General features: G+C 42.9%; 30 protein-coding genes. All 30 read left to right on the top strand.

Annotation, left to right across the window (positions count from 1 at the left end; translation table 11 throughout):
* Positions 1–83: 83 nt before the first annotated feature.
* The 30 genes from rplC (at position 84) to eno (ending at position 16,550) form a co-directional block, all read left to right on the top strand.
* The gene (rplC, locus tag ACT6R0_RS15005; protein WP_444653948.1) at positions 84–701 is read left to right on the top strand and encodes a 50S ribosomal protein L3; all 618 of its coding nucleotides are present in this window, start codon (positions 84–86) and stop codon (positions 699–701) included.
* Positions 701–1,330 carry a 50S ribosomal protein L4 gene (rplD, locus tag ACT6R0_RS15000; RefSeq protein ID WP_444653950.1) on the top strand — a complete coding sequence of 210 codons (630 nt, stop codon included), beginning with the start codon at positions 701–703 and terminating at the stop codon, positions 1,328–1,330. The genes rplC and rplD overlap by 1 nt, the downstream gene beginning before the upstream one ends.
* Positions 1,331–1,337: 7 nt before the next feature.
* The gene (gene rplW, locus ACT6R0_RS14995; protein WP_265174027.1) at positions 1,338–1,628 is read left to right on the top strand and encodes a 50S ribosomal protein L23; all 291 of its coding nucleotides are present in this window, start codon (positions 1,338–1,340) and stop codon (positions 1,626–1,628) included.
* Positions 1,629–1,633: 5 nt separating this feature from the next.
* Positions 1,634–2,458, top strand: coding sequence for a 50S ribosomal protein L2 (gene rplB / locus ACT6R0_RS14990; RefSeq protein ID WP_265174028.1), 825 nt, complete (start codon positions 1,634–1,636; stop codon positions 2,456–2,458).
* Between the two features lie 10 nt (positions 2,459–2,468).
* Positions 2,469–2,747, top strand: coding sequence for a 30S ribosomal protein S19 (rpsS, locus tag ACT6R0_RS14985; protein ID WP_014085019.1), 279 nt, complete (start codon positions 2,469–2,471; stop codon positions 2,745–2,747).
* Between the two features lie 5 nt (positions 2,748–2,752).
* Positions 2,753–3,166 (top strand): 50S ribosomal protein L22, encoded by a 414-nt coding sequence (gene rplV / locus ACT6R0_RS14980; RefSeq protein ID WP_444653952.1) that lies wholly within the window; start codon positions 2,753–2,755, stop codon positions 3,164–3,166.
* Between the two features lie 5 nt (positions 3,167–3,171).
* Entirely contained in the window at positions 3,172–3,942 is a 771-nt protein-coding gene (rpsC, locus tag ACT6R0_RS14975) for a 30S ribosomal protein S3 (RefSeq protein WP_444653953.1), read from the top strand.
* Positions 3,943–3,960: 18 nt separating this feature from the next.
* Positions 3,961–4,380 carry a 50S ribosomal protein L16 gene (gene rplP, locus ACT6R0_RS14970; RefSeq protein ID WP_444653954.1) on the top strand — a complete coding sequence of 140 codons (420 nt, stop codon included), beginning with the start codon at positions 3,961–3,963 and terminating at the stop codon, positions 4,378–4,380.
* Between the two features lie 12 nt (positions 4,381–4,392).
* Positions 4,393–4,584 (top strand): 50S ribosomal protein L29, encoded by a 192-nt coding sequence (gene rpmC, locus ACT6R0_RS14965; protein WP_444653956.1) that lies wholly within the window; start codon positions 4,393–4,395, stop codon positions 4,582–4,584.
* 17 nt (positions 4,585–4,601) lie between these two features.
* Entirely contained in the window at positions 4,602–4,862 is a 261-nt protein-coding gene (gene rpsQ / locus ACT6R0_RS14960; protein WP_294823748.1) for a 30S ribosomal protein S17, read from the top strand.
* Between the two features lie 2 nt (positions 4,863–4,864).
* The gene (gene rplN, locus ACT6R0_RS14955) at positions 4,865–5,233 is read left to right on the top strand and encodes a 50S ribosomal protein L14 (protein ID WP_265174032.1); all 369 of its coding nucleotides are present in this window, start codon (positions 4,865–4,867) and stop codon (positions 5,231–5,233) included.
* A gap of 12 nt (positions 5,234–5,245) precedes the next feature.
* Complete coding sequence (gene rplX, locus ACT6R0_RS14950; RefSeq protein ID WP_444653958.1) at positions 5,246–5,557, top strand: 50S ribosomal protein L24; 312 nt, start codon at positions 5,246–5,248, stop codon at positions 5,555–5,557.
* 2 nt (positions 5,558–5,559) lie between these two features.
* A complete protein-coding gene (gene rplE, locus ACT6R0_RS14945; RefSeq protein ID WP_444653959.1) occupies positions 5,560–6,111 on the top strand; it encodes a 50S ribosomal protein L5 in 552 nt (183 codons plus the stop codon).
* A gap of 3 nt (positions 6,112–6,114) precedes the next feature.
* Complete coding sequence (gene rpsN / locus ACT6R0_RS14940) at positions 6,115–6,384, top strand: 30S ribosomal protein S14 (RefSeq protein WP_294823755.1); 270 nt, start codon at positions 6,115–6,117, stop codon at positions 6,382–6,384.
* A 69-nt stretch (positions 6,385–6,453) separates the two neighbouring features.
* A complete protein-coding gene (gene rpsH, locus ACT6R0_RS14935) occupies positions 6,454–6,852 on the top strand; it encodes a 30S ribosomal protein S8 (protein WP_444653962.1) in 399 nt (132 codons plus the stop codon).
* A 15-nt stretch (positions 6,853–6,867) separates the two neighbouring features.
* Entirely contained in the window at positions 6,868–7,410 is a 543-nt protein-coding gene (rplF, locus tag ACT6R0_RS14930; protein ID WP_444653963.1) for a 50S ribosomal protein L6, read from the top strand.
* Positions 7,411–7,431: 21 nt separating this feature from the next.
* Complete coding sequence (gene rplR, locus ACT6R0_RS14925) at positions 7,432–7,782, top strand: 50S ribosomal protein L18 (protein ID WP_444653964.1); 351 nt, start codon at positions 7,432–7,434, stop codon at positions 7,780–7,782.
* 6 nt (positions 7,783–7,788) lie between these two features.
* Entirely contained in the window at positions 7,789–8,313 is a 525-nt protein-coding gene (rpsE, locus tag ACT6R0_RS14920) for a 30S ribosomal protein S5 (protein ID WP_108776513.1), read from the top strand.
* 12 nt (positions 8,314–8,325) lie between these two features.
* Positions 8,326–8,508, top strand: a complete 183-nt coding sequence (rpmD, locus tag ACT6R0_RS14915) for a 50S ribosomal protein L30 (protein WP_099084894.1) — start codon at positions 8,326–8,328, stop codon at positions 8,506–8,508.
* Positions 8,509–8,520: 12 nt separating this feature from the next.
* Positions 8,521–8,973: a 50S ribosomal protein L15 gene (gene rplO, locus ACT6R0_RS14910; protein WP_444653965.1), complete on the top strand. Its 453-nt coding sequence runs from the start codon at positions 8,521–8,523 to the stop codon at positions 8,971–8,973.
* 14 nt (positions 8,974–8,987) lie between these two features.
* Complete coding sequence (gene secY, locus ACT6R0_RS14905; RefSeq protein WP_444653966.1) at positions 8,988–10,331, top strand: preprotein translocase subunit SecY; 1,344 nt, start codon at positions 8,988–8,990, stop codon at positions 10,329–10,331.
* Positions 10,332–10,337: 6 nt separating this feature from the next.
* Positions 10,338–10,553, top strand: coding sequence for a translation initiation factor IF-1 (infA, locus tag ACT6R0_RS14900; RefSeq protein ID WP_007136545.1), 216 nt, complete (start codon positions 10,338–10,340; stop codon positions 10,551–10,553).
* A gap of 12 nt (positions 10,554–10,565) precedes the next feature.
* Positions 10,566–10,682 carry a type B 50S ribosomal protein L36 gene (gene ykgO, locus ACT6R0_RS14895; protein WP_002987490.1) on the top strand — a complete coding sequence of 39 codons (117 nt, stop codon included), beginning with the start codon at positions 10,566–10,568 and terminating at the stop codon, positions 10,680–10,682.
* A 2-nt stretch (positions 10,683–10,684) separates the two neighbouring features.
* Complete coding sequence (rpsM, locus tag ACT6R0_RS14890; protein WP_444653970.1) at positions 10,685–11,059, top strand: 30S ribosomal protein S13; 375 nt, start codon at positions 10,685–10,687, stop codon at positions 11,057–11,059.
* 8 nt (positions 11,060–11,067) lie between these two features.
* Positions 11,068–11,451, top strand: coding sequence for a 30S ribosomal protein S11 (gene rpsK / locus ACT6R0_RS14885; RefSeq protein WP_099077422.1), 384 nt, complete (start codon positions 11,068–11,070; stop codon positions 11,449–11,451).
* Positions 11,452–11,538: 87 nt separating this feature from the next.
* Positions 11,539–12,144 carry a 30S ribosomal protein S4 gene (rpsD, locus tag ACT6R0_RS14880; protein WP_444653972.1) on the top strand — a complete coding sequence of 202 codons (606 nt, stop codon included), beginning with the start codon at positions 11,539–11,541 and terminating at the stop codon, positions 12,142–12,144.
* Between the two features lie 20 nt (positions 12,145–12,164).
* A complete protein-coding gene (locus ACT6R0_RS14875; RefSeq protein WP_444653973.1) occupies positions 12,165–13,157 on the top strand; it encodes a DNA-directed RNA polymerase subunit alpha in 993 nt (330 codons plus the stop codon).
* Positions 13,158–13,190: 33 nt separating this feature from the next.
* Positions 13,191–13,703, top strand: a complete 513-nt coding sequence (gene rplQ / locus ACT6R0_RS14870) for a 50S ribosomal protein L17 (protein ID WP_444653974.1) — start codon at positions 13,191–13,193, stop codon at positions 13,701–13,703.
* Between the two features lie 295 nt (positions 13,704–13,998).
* Positions 13,999–15,111, top strand: coding sequence for a glutamine-hydrolyzing carbamoyl-phosphate synthase small subunit (carA, locus tag ACT6R0_RS14865; protein ID WP_444653975.1), 1,113 nt, complete (start codon positions 13,999–14,001; stop codon positions 15,109–15,111).
* Positions 15,112–15,254: 143 nt separating this feature from the next.
* Complete coding sequence (gene eno, locus ACT6R0_RS14860) at positions 15,255–16,550, top strand: phosphopyruvate hydratase (RefSeq protein WP_444653976.1); 1,296 nt, start codon at positions 15,255–15,257, stop codon at positions 16,548–16,550.
* Positions 16,551–16,649: the final 99 nt, after the last annotated feature.

Genomic DNA, 16,649 nt, shown 5'->3' with positions numbered 1-16,649 from the left:
TATAATAATTACTTTTGCACCCCTGTTTGGAGTATTTCGTTACTTCAAATTGAAGGGATTTAATTAATTAATAATAATAATCTATGTCTGGGTTAATTGGTAAAAAGATCGGCATGACCAGTATTTTCGACGAGAATGGGAAAAATATCCCTTGTACCGTGATAGAAGCTGGCCCATGCGTTATCACCCAAGTCAGAACCAATGAGGTTGACGGGTATGAAGCGTTACAACTTGGTTTCGATGACAAAACAGAAAAGCACACTACAAAGGCAGCTCTTGGCCATTTCAAGAAAGCCGGTACTGATGCTAAGAAGAAAGTCGTTGAATTCAAGCATTTCGAAACTGAGTATAAACTTGGTGATGTTTTAACTGTAGATGTTTTCACTGAAGGTGAATTCGTAGATGTACAGGGTGTATCAAAAGGTAAAGGTTTCCAGGGTGTTGTTAAGCGTCACGGCTTTGGTGGTGTTGGACAGGCTACTCACGGTCAGCACAACCGTCTTAGGGCTCCGGGTTCAGTAGGTGCATCGTCTTACCCTTCACGAGTGTTCAAGGGTATGCGTATGGCCGGAAGGACTGGCGGGGAAAATGTAACAGTACAAAACCTTAAGGTTTTAAAAGTGGTTGCGGATAAGAACCTTCTTGTAATTAAAGGTGCTATTCCGGGTCACAAAAACTCTTATGTAATCATTCAGAAGTAATGGAAGTAAAAGTATTAGATATCAACGGAAAAGAAACTGGCAGGACGATCACTCTTTCTGATTCAGTATTCGCAATTGAGCCTAATAAGCACGCTGTATACCTTGATGTTAAGCAATATCTTGCTAACCAAAGGCAGGGTACCCACAAAGCCAAAGAAAGGGCTGAGGTAACCGGTAGTACACGTAAGATCAAGAAGCAAAAAGGAACAGGTACGGCTCGTGCAGGTTCTATCAAGAACCCATTGTTCAAAGGTGGTGGTACTATTTTTGGCCCAAGGCCAAGGAGCTACTCATTCAAATTGAACAAAGCTCTTAAGCGTCTTGCCAGGAAATCGGCTTTCACAATGAAGGCTCAGGAATCAAGCCTGACCGTAGTAGAGAACTTCGAATTCGACGCTCCAAGCACTAAAAATTTCATTAACTTTTTGAAAGCTTTAGGGTTAGATAATAAAAAATCGCTTATCGTGTTGGGTGATACAAATAAAAACGTATATTTGTCGTCACGCAATTTGAAAGCTTCTAACGTTGTAACTACTTCAGAATTAAGTACTTATGCGATACTTAACGCAAATAAGCTTGTTCTTTTGGAAGGTGCTTTGGAAGGAATTGAAGAAAATTTAAGCAAATAATAAGGTCATGGGTATCATAATTAAACCTATCATCACTGAAAAAATAACTAAAGACGGTGAAGTTTTCAACCGTTTTGGTTTCATTGTTGACAAAAAAGCGAACAAGATCCAGATCAAGAATGCAGTTGAGGCTGCTTATGGTGTTGGTGTTGTTGAAGTGAACACAATGAACTACAGGGCTGATAGATCGGTTAAGTACACTAAGAGTGGCTTGATCTCAGGAAAGACGAATGCTTACAAAAAAGCTATCGTACAAGTACAGGAAGGTGAAACAATAGATTTTTATAATAATATCTAATAACAATGTCAGTTAGAAAATTAAAACCTATTACCCCGGGTCAGCGTTTTAGAGTTGTAAATAGCTTTGACACTATTACAACTGATAAGCCGGAGCGTTCATTGATCGCACCGAAAAAAAACTCAGGCGGTAGAAATAGTCAAGGAAAAATGACCATGCGTTATACAGGCGGTGGTCACAAGCAAAGGTATCGTATGATCGATTTCAAAAGGACTAAGGCGGGTATCCCTGCTACAGTTAAGACGATCGAGTACGACCCGAACCGTTCAGCATTCATATCTCTATTGTTCTATGCTGATGGTGAGAAAACATACATCATTGCACAAAACGGGCTTCAGGTAGGCCAGGTTGTTACTTCGGGAGCTGATGCTCAGCCGGAGATAGGCAACGCTTTACCTCTTAGCAAAATTCCTCTAGGAACTGTTATATCTTGTATTGAGCTACGTCCTGGCCAGGGTGCGGTTATCGCACGCAGCGCGGGTACATTTGCACAGCTTATGGCAAGGGACGGAAAATATGCTACTATCAAAATGCCTTCAGGTGAGACAAGGTTGATCCTTCTTACATGTATGGCTACGATCGGAGCTGTTTCCAACTCTGACCACCAATTGATCGTTTCCGGTAAAGCCGGTAGGACACGTTGGTTGGGCAGAAGGCCAAGGACAAGGCCGGTAGCGATGAACCCGGTAGATCACCCGATGGGTGGTGGTGAAGGACGCTCTTCGGGCGGACATCCACGCTCAAGGAAAGGTCTTCCGGCGAAAGGTTACAGGACTCGTTCTAAAGTTAACCCGAGTAATAAGTATATCGTAGAACGTAGAAAGAAATAATAAGTAAGATATGGCACGTTCATTAAAGAAAGGACCTTTTGTTCACTATAAGTTGGATAAGAAAGTTCAGGAAAACATTGAAAAGGGCAATAAAGGAGTAGTGAAGACATGGTCTCGCGCTTCGATGATCACCCCGGATTTTGTTGGGCAGACTATCGCAGTACACAACGGTCGTCAATTCGTACCGGTTTACGTTACAGAGAACATGGTAGGTCATAAATTAGGAGAATTTTCGCCGACGCGCTCTTTCAGGGGCCACGCCGGTGCTAAAAATAAAGGTAAAAAATAATAGCAATGGGAGTTCGTAAAAGAGAAACCGCAGAAGCAAGGAAAGAGGCTAACAAGTCTATCGCTTTCGCTAAGCTGAATAACTGCCCTACGTCGCCACGCAAAATGCGCCTTGTTGCGGATCTTGTAAGGGGCCAAAAGGTAGAATTAGCGCTAAATATATTAAGGTTCAGTTCAAAAGAGGCTTCACGCAAGCTTGAAAAACTATTGCTATCAGCCATCAACAACTGGCAGCAAAAGAATGCTGAGGAAAGCCTTGAAAACGCCGGCCTTTTCGTAAAAGAGATCAGGGTTGACGGCGGAATGATGCTGAAAAGGCTTCGTCCTGCACCGCAGGGTCGTGCCCACAGGATAAGGAAACGTTCTAACCACGTAACCATCGTGCTTGGAGCTAAGAATAATAACACACAAAGCAACTAAGAGAAATGGGACAAAAGACAAATCCAATAGGAAATCGCCTTGGTATCATCAGGGGTTGGGATTCTAACTGGTACGGTGGAAATGACTACGGTGACAAACTTGCCGAAGATCACAAAATCAGGAAATACATCCATGCCCGTTTATCTAAAGCTAGTGTGTCTAAGGTGATAATCGAGAGGACCCTTAAGCTTGTAACCGTTACTATAACCACTGCACGTCCTGGTATCATCATCGGGAAAGGCGGCCAGGAAGTAGACAAGCTGAAAGAAGAACTTAAGAAGATCACAGACAAAGAGGTTCAGATCAACATCTTTGAAATTAAAAGGCCGGAGCTTGACGCTTACCTTGTAGGTACAAGCATTGCCCGCCAGATCGAAAGCCGTATCTCTTACAGGAGGGCTATCAAGATGGCTATCGCTGCAGCTATGCGTATGAACGCAGAAGGTGTTAAAGTGATGATCTCAGGCCGTTTGAACGGTGCTGAGATGGCACGTTCGGAAATGTTCAAAGAAGGCAGGATCCCTCTATCAACTTTCAGGGCGGACATCGATTACTCACTTGCTGAGGCCCACACTACTTACGGTAGGATGGGGATCAAAGTGTGGATCATGAAAGGTGAGGTTTATGGCAAAAGAGATCTTTCTCCGTTAGTAGGCATGGACAAAAAACAGTCTAAGTCTGCAGGATCTCAGGACAGGGACAACAGGTCACAAGGCGGAAGGCCGGGTGGTGGTCGTCCAGGTGGTGATAAATCAGGCCAACGCAAAAGAAAGTAATTAAAAAACTAAAGAAAAATGTTACAGCCTAAAAGAACAAAATACCGCAAGGTACAGAAAGGTAAGATGAAGGGCATTTCCCAAAGGGGTCATGAACTTTCTAATGGTATGTTTGGTATCAAATCTTTAGATTCAGTTTTTATCACTTCCCGCCAGATCGAGGCTGCACGTATCGCTGCGACCCGTTTCATGAAAAGGGAAGGCCAGTTGTGGATCAAAATATTCCCGGATAAGCCTATCACCAAAAAACCTCTTGAGGTACGTATGGGTAAAGGTAAAGGTGCTGTAGAGTACTGGGTTGCCGTTGTTAAACCAGGTAAGATAATGTTTGAAGTAGGAGGCGTGCCACTGGCCGTAGCAAAAGAGGCACTTCGCCTTGCTGCCCAGAAACTGCCTGTGAAGACCAAGTTTGTTATCGCCAGAGATTTTGAAGCATAATCCGATATTATTATGAAACAATCAGAGATAAAAGATCTATCTGCAACCGAGCTTCAAAGCAAGCTTGGTGAGTTACAGAAAACATATGCCGACCTAAAATCAGCTCACGCTATTTCTCCAATCGAGAACCCACTACAGATCAGGGCCGTAAGAAGGTCGATCGCAAGGGTAGCTACTGAGCTTACAAAAAGAGAGTTACAATAATTGTATTCTGCCAAAAGATGGAAGAAAAAAGAAACTTAAGAAAAGAGAGAATTGGTGTAGTAACCAGCAACAAAATGGCAAAATCCATAGTTGTGTCTCAAACAACAAGGGTAAAACACCCTCTATACGGTAAGTTCGTATTGAAAACAAAGAAATTTGTTGCACACGACGAAACAAACGACTGTAACATTGGTGATACAGTAAGGATCATGGAAACACGTCCTTTGAGTAAAACTAAATGTTGGAGGTTAGTAGAAATAATTGAAAGAGCGAAGTAATTATGGTACAACAGGAATCCAGACTAAAAGTAGCAGATAACACGGGTGCAAAGGAAGTTTTGACGATCCGTGTGTTAGGTGGCACCAAAAGGCGTTATGCGTCTGTAGGTGATAAGATCGTAGTTTCTATTAAAGATGCTACGCCTACCGGTAACGTTAAGAAGGGCGCTGTATCTACAGCAGTTGTTGTACGTACCAAAAAAGAAGTACGTCGTGCCGACGGCTCATACATCAGGTTTGATGATAACGCTTGCGTATTGTTGAACGCTGCCGGTGAGATGAGGGGTACACGTGTTTTTGGTCCTGTAGCAAGGGAACTTCGTGAGAAGCAATTCATGAAAATTGTATCATTGGCACCTGAAGTGCTTTAATATTTATACAAAATGATAAAGCTAAAGATAAAATCAGGAGATACCGTAAGGGTAATTGCCGGTGATCATAAAGGCACTGAAGGAAAAGTTCTTCGTGTCCTTGTAGACAAGAACAAAGCTATCGTTGAGGGTGCTAACATGGTGTCTAAGCACACTAAGCCAAGCGCTAAGAACCCACAAGGTGGTATTGTTAAGAAAGAAGCTCCTATCCACATTTCTAACCTTGTCCTTGTAGATGCCAAAGGTGTTGCTACAAAAACAGGCGTAAGGAAAGAAGGAGATAAGAACGTGAGATTTTCAAAAAAATCTAATCAAGTACTATAGTGATGGCTTATATACCAAGATTAAAACAAGAATATAAGGACAGGGTAGTACCTGCACTTAAAGAAGAGTTCGGTTACAAGAACGTAATGATGGTTCCAAAACTGGAAAAGATCGTTCTTAGCCGTGGTGTTGGCGCCGCTGTATCTGATAAAAAACTTATCGACTATGCAGTGGAAGAGCTAACAAAAATTACAGGCCAGAAAGCTGTTTCTACCATTTCAAAGAAAGACGTTGCGTCGTTCAAACTTAGGAAAGGTATGCCGATCGGTGCAAAAGTGACCCTTCGTGGCGAGAGGATGTATGAATTCCTGGACAGGTTGGTGACATCGTCACTACCTCGTGTAAGGGATTTTAGCGGAATCAAGGCTACAGGATTCGATGGAAGGGGTAACTATAACCTGGGTGTTACGGAGCAGATCATTTTCCCTGAAATTGATATTGACAAAGTTAACAAAATATCAGGATTAGATATTACCTTTGTAACTTCGGCCCAAACCGATAAAGAAGCTAAGTCGCTATTGACAGAACTAGGTTTACCTTTTAAAAAGAATTAAGTTATGGCTAAAGAATCAATGAAAGCCCGCGAGGTGAAAAGAGCGGCAACGGTTGCAAAGTATGCTGAAAAAAGGAAGGCTCTACTAGAAGCCGGAGATTATGAAGGCCTGCAAAAGCTACCTAAGAACGCTTCACCGGTACGTATGCACAACCGTTGCAAACTTACAGGAAGGCCAAGGGGTTATATGCGCCAGTTTGGTATTTCACGTGTAACTTTCCGTGAAATGGCTAACAACGGTTTGATACCGGGAGTTAGAAAAGCCAGCTGGTAATAAAGAATTATAAATTGGTGACAGGTTCGGCCGTAACAGGCCGAAAACCGTTTCCGCAAATTAATAAATATGTACACAGATCCAATTGCCGATTTTTTGACAAGGATTAGAAATGCAGTGAGGGCTAATCACAAAGTGGTTGAAATCCCTGCTTCTAACATGAAGAAAGAAATCACAAAAATTTTATTCGACCAGGGATACATCCTTAGTTACAAATTCGAAGATAATGCCGTTCAAGGTACTATCAAGATCGCTCTTAAGTACGATAAAGAGACTAAAGAGTCGGTAATAAAAGATATCCAGAGAATTAGTAAACCGGGTTTACGTAAGTATGCAGGCGCAACAAACCTTCCAAGGATCCTTAACGGATTGGGTATTGCCATCGTGTCAACGTCTAAAGGACTTATGACAGGAAAACAGGCAAAACAGCAGAATGTAGGTGGTGAGGTGATCTGTTACGTATACTAATAAAAAGATTTATCGATGTCAAGAATAGGTAAAAATCCAGTAGCAATACCTGCCGGCGTAACTGTAGAGGTTAACGGTAATGTTGTTACGGTAAAAGGAAAAAAAGGCCAGCTTACACAAGATTTTTCAGACGTGTCTGTTAAGATCGAAGAAGGCCAGGTAATAGTGGAGCGCTCGTCTGACCATAAGGATGACAGGTCGAAACACGGATTGTACAGGTCACTTATCAACAACATGATCGTTGGGGTGTCTGAAGGTTTTACTAAAGAACTTGAACTGGTAGGCGTTGGTTACAGGGCTTCGAACCAGGGACAGAAATTAGATATCGCACTGGGCTTCTCCCACAACATCGTTCTTGAAGTTGTATCTGAAGTTACTGTTGAAACGGTATCTGAAAAAGGTAAGAACCCTATCATTAAATTAGCTTCTCATGATAAACAACTTTTAGGGCAGGTAGCGGCCAAGATACGTTCTTTCCGCAAGCCGGAGCCTTACAAAGGAAAAGGAGTTAAGTTCGTAGGTGAAGTACTAAGGAGAAAAGCAGGTAAATCAGCTTAATAATCTTAAAAATTAAAGACTATGTCATTAAATAAATCTGAAAGAAGACAGAGGATTAAGTTCCGTATCAGAAAGATTGTTAGCGGAACTGCTGCTCAGCCTAGGCTTTCTGTATTCAGGAGTAATAAGGAGATCTATGCTCAAATCATAGATGATGTGAACGGTGTAACTTTGGCAGCTGCGTCCTCAAGGGACAAAGGCATAACTAAAGGTACTAATTTAGAGACTGCTACAGCTGTAGGTAAAGCCATTGGCGAAGCTGCTCTTAAAGCCGGTATCGATACCATCACTTTTGACAGGGGTGGATACCTTTACCACGGACGTGTAAAATCATTAGCAGAAGGCGCAAGGGAAGCCGGACTTAAATTCTAAGAAATTATGTATCATAATTATAAAAACGTAGAGCTGGTAAAACCAAGCGGCCTTGAGCTAAAGGACCGTTTGGTAGCTGTAAACCGTGTTACTAAAGTTACAAAGGGTGGACGTGCTTTCGGTTTCTCTGCTATCGTAGTGGTAGGTGATGAGAACGGTGTAGTAGGCCATGGCCTTGGTAAATCCAAAGACGTGTCTGAGGCTATCGCCAAAGCTGTTGAGGATGCCAAGAAGAACCTTGTAAAGATCCCACTTTCCGGGCAGTCTGTTCCGCATGAGCAAAAAGGTAAATTCGGTGGTGCACGCGTACTATTGATGCCGGCTTCTCACGGTACAGGTGTAATTGCCGGTGGTGCGGTACGTTCAGTACTTGAATCAGTAGGTATTCACGATGTATTGTCAAAATCACAGGGTTCATCTAACCCTCACAATGTTGTAAAAGCTACTTTTGATGCTTTGCTTCAAATGAGGAGCGCTGCTACCGTTGCAAAACAAAGGGGCGTTTCACTTGAAAAAGTATTTAAAGGTTAATTCAAGGAAATCATGGGAAAAATAAAAGTAAAACAAGTTAAGAGCAAGATCAACTGTCCGCAAACACAAAAGCTTACGCTTGAGTCATTAGGCCTTCGTAAACTTGGACAGGTTGTTGAGCACGATGCAACTCCTGCTATCCTTGGAATGGTAAACAAAGTTAAACACCTGGTTTCTGTAGAAGAGATCAACTAACAAAATACACTAATGGATTTAAGTAACTTACAACCTGCTGAAGGTTCGGTTCATAATCAGAATAAAAGGGTAGGACGTGGTGAAGGTTCAGGCAAAGGCGGTACTTCCGCTCGTGGCCACAAAGGTGCCAAATCGCGTTCAGGATACTCTAAGAAGATCGGTTTTGAGGGTGGCCAGATGCCTTTACAGCGTCGTGTTCCTAAGTTCGGTTTCAAAAACATCAACCGTAAGGAGTACGAAGGTGTGAACCTTGATACGCTTCAGGCTCTTGTAGATAACGGATTTGCTACTGACACTGTAGACTTTGCAGTATTGGTAGAGAACCGTTTGGCTACAAAAAATGAAATGGTAAAGATTTTAGGAAGAGGAGAGCTTAAGGCAAAACTAAAAGTAACTGCTCACAAATTTACTGCAACTGCCAAGGCTGCTATTGAAGCTGCCGGTGGTGAAGCGGTAACTTTATAATCTTTAATCTCATTATGAAGAAATTTTTCGAAGCGTTTGCCAATGTCTGGAAGATAGAGGAACTTAAGAACAGGATTCTTGTTACTCTCGGATTGTTGCTTGTATACCGTTTTGGTGCACACGTGACCCTGCCGGGTATTGATGCTACACAGTTAAACAGTTTATCGGATCAGACTAAGGGAGGTATTGGCTGGCTTATCGATGTATTTACAGGTGGTGCGTTCTCGCAGGCATCTGTATTTGCATTGGGTATCATGCCTTACATTTCTGCTTCGATTGTAGTGCAGCTTATGGGTATCGCGGTACCTTACCTGCAAAAACTTCAGAAAGAGGGCGAGAGCGGAAGGAAAAAGATCAACCAGATCACCCGTTGGCTAACGATCCTTATCACGCTGGTTCAGGGTCCCGGTTATATCTATAACCTGTACAGGACACTGCCGGCCCAGGCATTCTTATTGCCTTCGGATTCTTTCCCGTTCCTATTCTCATCAGTTGTGATCCTTACCACAGGTACCATTTTTGCAATGTGGCTTGGTGAGAAGATCACCGATAAAGGTATCGGTAACGGTATTTCACTATTGATCTTGGTAGGTATCATCGCAAGGATGCCACAGGCGTTCATCCAGGAATTCACTTCAGTGATCACTGAGAACAACGGCGGTCCTTTGATGCTTGTTCTTGAAATTGTTGTATGGCTTTTTGTTATCATTGCCTGTATCCTTATGATCATGGCAGTGCGAAAGATACCTGTACAATATGCAAGGCGTACTACATCAGGCGATTTTGAACAGGATATGATGGACAATAACAGGCAGTGGATCCCATTAAAGCTTAATGCTTCGGGGGTCATGCCGATCATCTTTGCCCAGGCTATCATGTTCATACCTGCTGCATTGGCAGGATTCTCAAAGTCTGATACTGCTCAAACCATCACTTCTCAATTCCAGAATGTGTTCGGTTTGACCTATAATGTGGTTTTTGCTTTATTAATAATAATTTTTACTTACTTTTACACCGCGATAACGGTGCCTACCAACAAAATGGCAGACGACCTTAAAAGGAGTGGTGGTTTTATACCGGGTGTAAGGCCTGGTGTTGAGACCGGAGACTACCTTGATAAGATCATGTCATTGATCACATTCCCTGGTTCATTGTTCCTTGCACTTATTGCCGTGTTCCCGGCAGTAGTGTTCAACTTTGGAGTTCAGCAGCAGTGGGCATTATTTTATGGTGGTACATCACTGTTGATCATGGTCGGGGTTGCGATCGATACCATTCAGCAAATAAATTCTTATCTGTTGAACAGGCATTACGACGGATTGATGAAAAGTGGTAAGAATAGAAAAGCGGTAGCTTAATTTTTTATGGCAAAACAGTCAGCAATAGAACAGGACGGATCGATAATAGAGGCATTGTCTAATGCCATGTTCCGTGTTGAATTAGAAAACGGGCACATAGTAATTGCTCATATTTCAGGGAAGATGCGTATGCACTACATCAAGTTGCTTCCGGGCGACAAGGTGAAACTTGAGATGAGCCCTTATGATCTGTCCAAAGCAAGAATTACTTATAGATACTAATAGCTATTAACAATGAAAGTAAGAGCATCAGTTAAGAAAAGAAGTGCCGAGTGCATCATCGTGCGCAGGAAAGGCAGATTATATGTTATTAACAAAAAGAATCCTAGATTTAAACAAAGACAAGGATAATTATGGCAAGAATTGCAGGGGTAGATATACCTAAAAACAAAAGGGGAGTGATTGCACTTACTTACATCTTCGGTGTAGGAAGGAGCAGGTCTTCAGAGATTTTGGCTAAAGCTAACGTTAGCGAGGATATTAAAGTTCAGGATTGGAATGACGACCAGATCAGTGCCATCCGTGAAGCTGTGTCTTACTATAAGATTGAAGGTGAACTTCGTTCAGAAGTATCTTTGAACATCAAGCGTTTAATGGATATTGGTTGTTACAGGGGCATCCGCCACAGGGCAGGTCTTCCGTTAAGGGGCCAACGCACCAAGAACAATTCAAGGACTAGGAAAGGTAAGAGGAAAACTGTTGCTAACAAGAAAAAAGCAACTAAATAATAAGTAGTATGGCTAAAGCGAGTACAAAAAAACGTAAAGTAATTGTAGAGTCTACAGGCGAAGCACATATTAGCGCAACTTTCAACAACATCATCATATCTCTTACAAATAAGAAAGGTGAAGTTATTTCATGGTCATCTGCAGGTAAGATGGGCTTCAGGGGTTCTAAAAAGAACACTCCGTATGCTGCCCAGATGGCTGCTGAAGACTGTAGTAAAGTTGCCATTGAGGCCGGTCTTAAGAAAGTGAAAGTTTACGTTAAAGGCCCGGGTAACGGACGTGAGTCTGCTATCAGGTCGCTGCACAACGGAGGAATAGAAGTTACCGAGATCATCGACGTAACGCCAATGCCGCACAACGGCTGCCGCCCTCCAAAGAGAAGGAGAGTTTAATTTAATATAGTATAACAAGAGCGGGAACAAAAGGTTATCGGAGGATGAGACCTGAATTCATAACCTCCTGCTTATTAATTTTTAGAAATGGCAAGATATACTGGTCCACAAACAAGGATCGCCCGTAAATTTGGCGAGGCGATCTTCGGAGACGATAAGTCTTTCGAAAAAAGAAATTACCCACCGGGACAACACGGCTTGGCTAAGAAAAGGGGTAAAAAATCTGAATATGCTGTCCAGCTGATGGAGAAGCAGAAAGCTAAATATTCTTACGGCATTCTTGAAAAACAATTCAGGAACCTGTATGAAAAAGCTGCTGCCTCTAAAGGTGTAACTGGTGAGATCCTTTTACAGCTTTGCGAAGCAAGGCTTGACAATGTAGTATACAGGATGGGTATCGCTCCTTCACGCAGGGCTGCAAGGCAGATCGTAGGGCACAGGCACATTACCGTTAACGGTGAGCTGGTGAACATCCCTTCATACCACCTTAAGCCTGGTGATAAAGTGGCTATCCGTGAAAAGTCAAAATCTCTTGACACCATCACAAATTCTTTATCAAACTCTTCTCGTGTATACGAGTGGATCACCTGGAACAATGATACTAAGGAAGGAACTTTCGTTTCTGTACCTGCAAGGATCCAGATCCCGGAAAACATCAAAGAACAACTAATCGTTGAGTTGTATAACAAATAATAATTGACATTAGTCGAAATATGGCAATATTTAATTTTCAGAAGCCCGATAAAGTTATAATGATCGATTCTACGGATTTCACAGGCAAGTTTGAATTCAGGCCTTTGGAACCGGGTTACGGATTGACCGTTGGTAACGCACTAAGAAGAGTTTTGCTTTCTTCACTGGAAGGTTACGCAATTACTTCAGTTCGCATTGAAGGAGTTGATCACGAATTTTCCACTTTAGCAGGGGTTGTTGAAGATGTTACAGAAATAATCCTGAACCTTAAGCAGGTTCGTTTTAAGCGCCAGATCGAGGATATCGACAATGAATCTGTATCTGTATCTTTTACAGGAAAAGACCAGCTTACTGCCGGCGATTTCCAAAAGTTCATTTCAGGTTTTCAGGTGTTGAATCCGGAGTTGGTTATCTGCAACATCGACAGCAAGATCAACATTAACCTTGAACTTACAATTGAGAAGGGAAGGGGATATGTTCCGGCTGAAGAAAATAAAAAGCAAAATGCAGCTATAGGTACTATTTTTACAGATTCCATCTTTACACCGGTAAAGAATGTAAAATACGCAATAGAGAACTTCCGTGTTGAGCAAAAGACCGACTACGAAAAGTTGGTATTCGAGATCATCACTGACGGATCTATACACCCTAAAGAAGCGCTTACTGAGGCAGCAAAAACACTGATACATCACTTTATGCTGTTCTCTGATGAAAGAATTACACTTGAGGCCGACGAAATTGCACAAACAGAATCCTATGATGAAGAATCACTGCACATGAGGCAGCTTCTTAAGACCAAACTGGTTGACATGGATCTTTCTGTAAGGGCGCTAAATTGTTTGAAAGCGGCTGAAGTTGATACTTTGGGTGACCTTGTATCGTTCAATAAAAATGACTTGATGAAGTTCCGTAACTTCGGTAAAAAGTCGCTTACCGAGCTTGATGAGCTTGTGGCGTCTAAAAACCTTCACTTCGGGATGGATTTGACGAAGTACAAATTAGATAAAGAATAATCCGGACCTTTTTAGGTTTATATTACTACAGAGATGAGACACGGAAAAAAGAATAATCACTTAAGCAGGCAGACAGGGCATAGGAAAGCTATGCTGGCTAACATGGCCTGCTCGCTTATAGAGCACAAGCGTATCAATACGACTGTTGCCAAAGCTAAAGCGCTTAAGCAATTTATTGAGCCGCTTGTTACAAAATCAAAGGAAGATACTACTCACAACAGGCGTATCGTTTTCGCTTACCTTCGCAATAAATATGCGGTTACTGAACTTTTCAGGGAAGTAGCAGCTAAAGTTGGCGATCGTCCGGGCGGATATACACGTATCATTAAGCTTGGTAACCGTCTTGGTGATAACGCTGATATGGCAATGATCGAACTGGTAGACTTCAATGAACTTTACAACGCTGTTAAGAAAGAAGCTAAGAAAACTACACGTCGTAGCCGTACTGCCAAGAAGGCTGATGGTGGCGAAGTGGTTGCCGAAGCTCCTGCAGCTAAAGAAGCTCCTGCTGTTGACACAGAAGAAAACAAAGAAGCTACTGAATAATCATGGATCAATGATCTTCAAATATCAAAAAAGGATGAACTTAACGGTTTGTCCTTTTTTTTTGCCCTGAAGTTTTATGTATCCAACGTTACGGTCATTGCGAGCGGAGGCACGGAGCGCGGCAATCTTTTATACGTTCCACGAAGTTTGATCCCTTAGAAAGATTGCTTCGTCGTTCGTCCTCGAAATGACTGGGATGATTGAGGATCAATAGTAACTTCATGACAAAAAAATACGTTTCGCTTTCACGATTTTTTAAAGTAAATTTGCACGCAACACAACAACAAACGACATAATGAAATATTCTAACAGGGATCGTGCGATCCTGCTCCTCGCTGACGGCACCATATTTTATGGCAAATCCATAGGCATAGAAGGTACTGTTTTTGGCGAAGTCTGCTTCAATACAGGGATGACCGGCTACCAGGAAATCTTTACTGACCCTTCTTATTTCGGACAGATAATGGTGGCATCCAACGCCCATATTGGTAATTACGGTACCAATGAGGAAGAGGTGGAAGCTGATAAGATCATGATATCCGGGCTGGTGTGCAAAAATTTCAGTTTTAATCACTCCAGGCCAAATTCTTCCGAGGGCCTTAAGGAATATTTTGAAAAACAAAACCTCGTTGCCATTTCGGATGTAGATACACGGGCACTGGTAAGCTATATCCGTGATAACGGCGCGATGAACGCGGCTATCTGTACCGAGGACTGCGATATCGAACAGCTTAAAAAAAAGCTTTCTGAAATACCTGATATGAAAGGCTTGGAACTTTCTTCAAAAGTATCCACCAAAGAGCCTTATTTCGTAGGGAGCCCTGATGCAAAATACAAGATATCCGCACTGGATCTTGGCATTAAAAAGAACATACTGCGTAACCTTGCGAAAAGGGACTGCTACATCAAGATTTTTCCGTATGATGCTTCTTACGAAGAGATGAAAAGCTTTAGCCCCGACGGATATTTTCTTTCCAACGGGCCCGGTGATCCAGATCCGTTATACGCCGCACAGGAAACAGCCCGCAAAATCCTCGACAAGAATGAGCCGGTATTCGGCATCTGCCTTGGGCACCAGGTACTGGCTTTGGCCAATGGCATTTCTACTTATAAGATGTTCAACGGGCACAGGGGCATTAACCACCCGGTGCGGAACCTGTTGACAGGCGAAGGCGAGATAACCTCCCAAAACCACGGCTTTGCAGTAGTACGTGAGGAACTGGAAAAACACTCTGACTTCGAGATCACCCACGAGCACGTTAATGATGGGACCGTGGCCGGGATGCGTATGAAGAGTAAGAACTGCTTCTCTGTGCAATACCACCCAGAAGCCAGCCCGGGTCCGCATGATGCTACTTACTTGTTCGACCAGTTCATTACGAATATTGAAAGCGCAAAAAGTAGTTAGTCATTTAATGGATTAAAACACTGGCGCTAAAACGTTTGCGTTTATAAGTTTTTAAAATTAAAAGAATTTCATATTTTAATTTGATTAAATTTGGTTTTAATTCAAATTAAACAAACGAATACTAACAATAAAACAAATATTTAATGGGCATAATTATTAAAGTTCACGCAAGGCAAATATTGGATTCACGCGGCAACCCGACAGTTGAAGTTGATGTAGTTACCGAGAATGGCATAATTGGAAGGGCCGCAGTACCATCTGGCGCTTCGACCGGCGAGCATGAGGCTGTTGAGCTTCGCGACGGCGGTAAGGCATATATGGGCAAAGGTGTTTCTAAAGCTGTGGAGAACGTAAATACAAAACTTGCCGGCGAGATCATCGGTATGTCGGTATTCGAACAGAACGCTATTGATAAAGCCATGATCGAGCTTGACGGCACTCCCAACAAGTCGAGCCTTGGCGCGAATGCCATCCTTGGTGTTTCCCTGGCTGTAGCCAAAGCAGCAGCCAATGAGCTTGGCCTTCCGCTATACCGTTATATTGGCGGTGTGTCGGCTAATACGCTTCCTGTGCCAATGATGAACATCATCAACGGCGGTTCGCACTCTGACGCGCCGATAGCGTTCCAGGAATTCATGATCATGCCGGTAAAAGCGACCAGCTTTACACACGCCATGCAAATGGGTACCGAGGTATTCCACAACCTGAAGAAAGTACTTCACGACCGTCACCTTAGCACTGCTGTGGGTGATGAAGGAGGTTTTGCACCTAACTTTGAAGGTGGTACTGAGGATGCCCTTGATACTATTAAATTAGCTATCGAGAATGCGGGCTACAAATTTGGCGAAGACATCAAGCTTGCCCTTGACTGCGCGGCTTCTGAGTTCTATGTGAACGGAAAATATGACTATACGAAGTTTGAAGGTGCCGGCGGGAAAATAAGGACAAGCGAAGAGCAGGCCGATTACCTTGCCGACCTTGCTGCGAAATACCCGATCATCTCTATCGAGGACGGCATGCAGGAGAACGACTGGGCAGGCTGGAAATACCTTACCGATAAAATAGGTGATAAGGTACAGTTGGTAGGCGACGATTTGTTCGTAACCAATGTAGAGCGCCTTGCTAAAGGTATCGCTGAAGATACAGCCAACTCGATCCTTGTAAAAGTGAACCAGATCGGTACGCTTACTGAGACCATTGCTGCCGTGAACATGGCGCACAATGCCGGTTATACATCGGTAATGTCGCACCGTTCGGGAGAGACTGAAGACAACACGATCGCCGACCTTGCCGTGGCGCTTAACTGCGGACAGATCAAAACAGGATCGGCTTCACGCTCTGACCGTATGGCAAAATACAACCAATTGCTGCGCATCGAGGAAGAGCTTGCCGAAGTGGCTTACTTCCCGGGCGAGAAAGCTTTTAAGGTGAAGAAATAATTATTTAGCTATTATAAATTGACACCCGCCCTCACACGGCGGGTGTCTTTTTTCTGCAAATTCTAAGTCACATCCCCTAAATTCTAAACAGATAGGGAT

The sequence above is a fragment of the Flavobacterium sp. genome (assembly GCF_052437795.1).
In the GTDB taxonomy this organism is placed as follows: Bacteria; Bacteroidota; Bacteroidia; order Flavobacteriales; family Flavobacteriaceae; genus Flavobacterium.
Note: the sequence above shows the minus strand (reverse complement) of the source record. Positions and strands in the feature narration are given on the sequence as shown.